This is a genomic window from Bacillus sp. NTK071, from assembly GCF_017303315.1.
In the GTDB taxonomy this organism is placed as follows: Bacteria; Bacillota; Bacilli; order Bacillales; family Guptibacillaceae; genus Guptibacillus.
This window is the reverse complement of the sequence record NZ_JAFKOI010000103.1, coordinates 1-264: the sequence shown is the minus strand read 5'-3', so window position 1 is coordinate 264 and position 264 is coordinate 1. Positions and strand designations below refer to the sequence as shown.

Genomic DNA, 264 nt, shown 5'->3' with positions numbered 1-264 from the left:
CTGATGCACGACATTGAGGTTGATGACGCTATGCTGGCGTTTCCAGCCGTGGATCTGGTGATCACGGGGATCGATTTTCATGCCGAAGTTCGCGTTAACGGCGTGGCGGTGTTTGATTGTGACGCGACCCACAATGAGTATCGCAAGGAGATTCGGCCGTATCTGCAGCGTGGCCGCAACCGGTTTGAAATTCTGTTTCTCCAAGAAGAAGATGACTGGCTGATCGATGACGAGCCAGCCACGCCGCTCTGCCCGTTGGGAGAA

At 54.9% G+C, this 264-nt stretch carries 1 protein-coding gene; it reads left to right on the top strand.

The window, feature by feature from the left end; all coding sequences use genetic code 11:
• Positions 1-3: 3 nt before the first annotated feature.
• The coding region (locus tag JI666_RS21215; RefSeq protein ID WP_414635162.1) for a glycosyl hydrolase 2 galactose-binding domain-containing protein at positions 4-264 on the top strand (261 nt) is incomplete at its 3' end.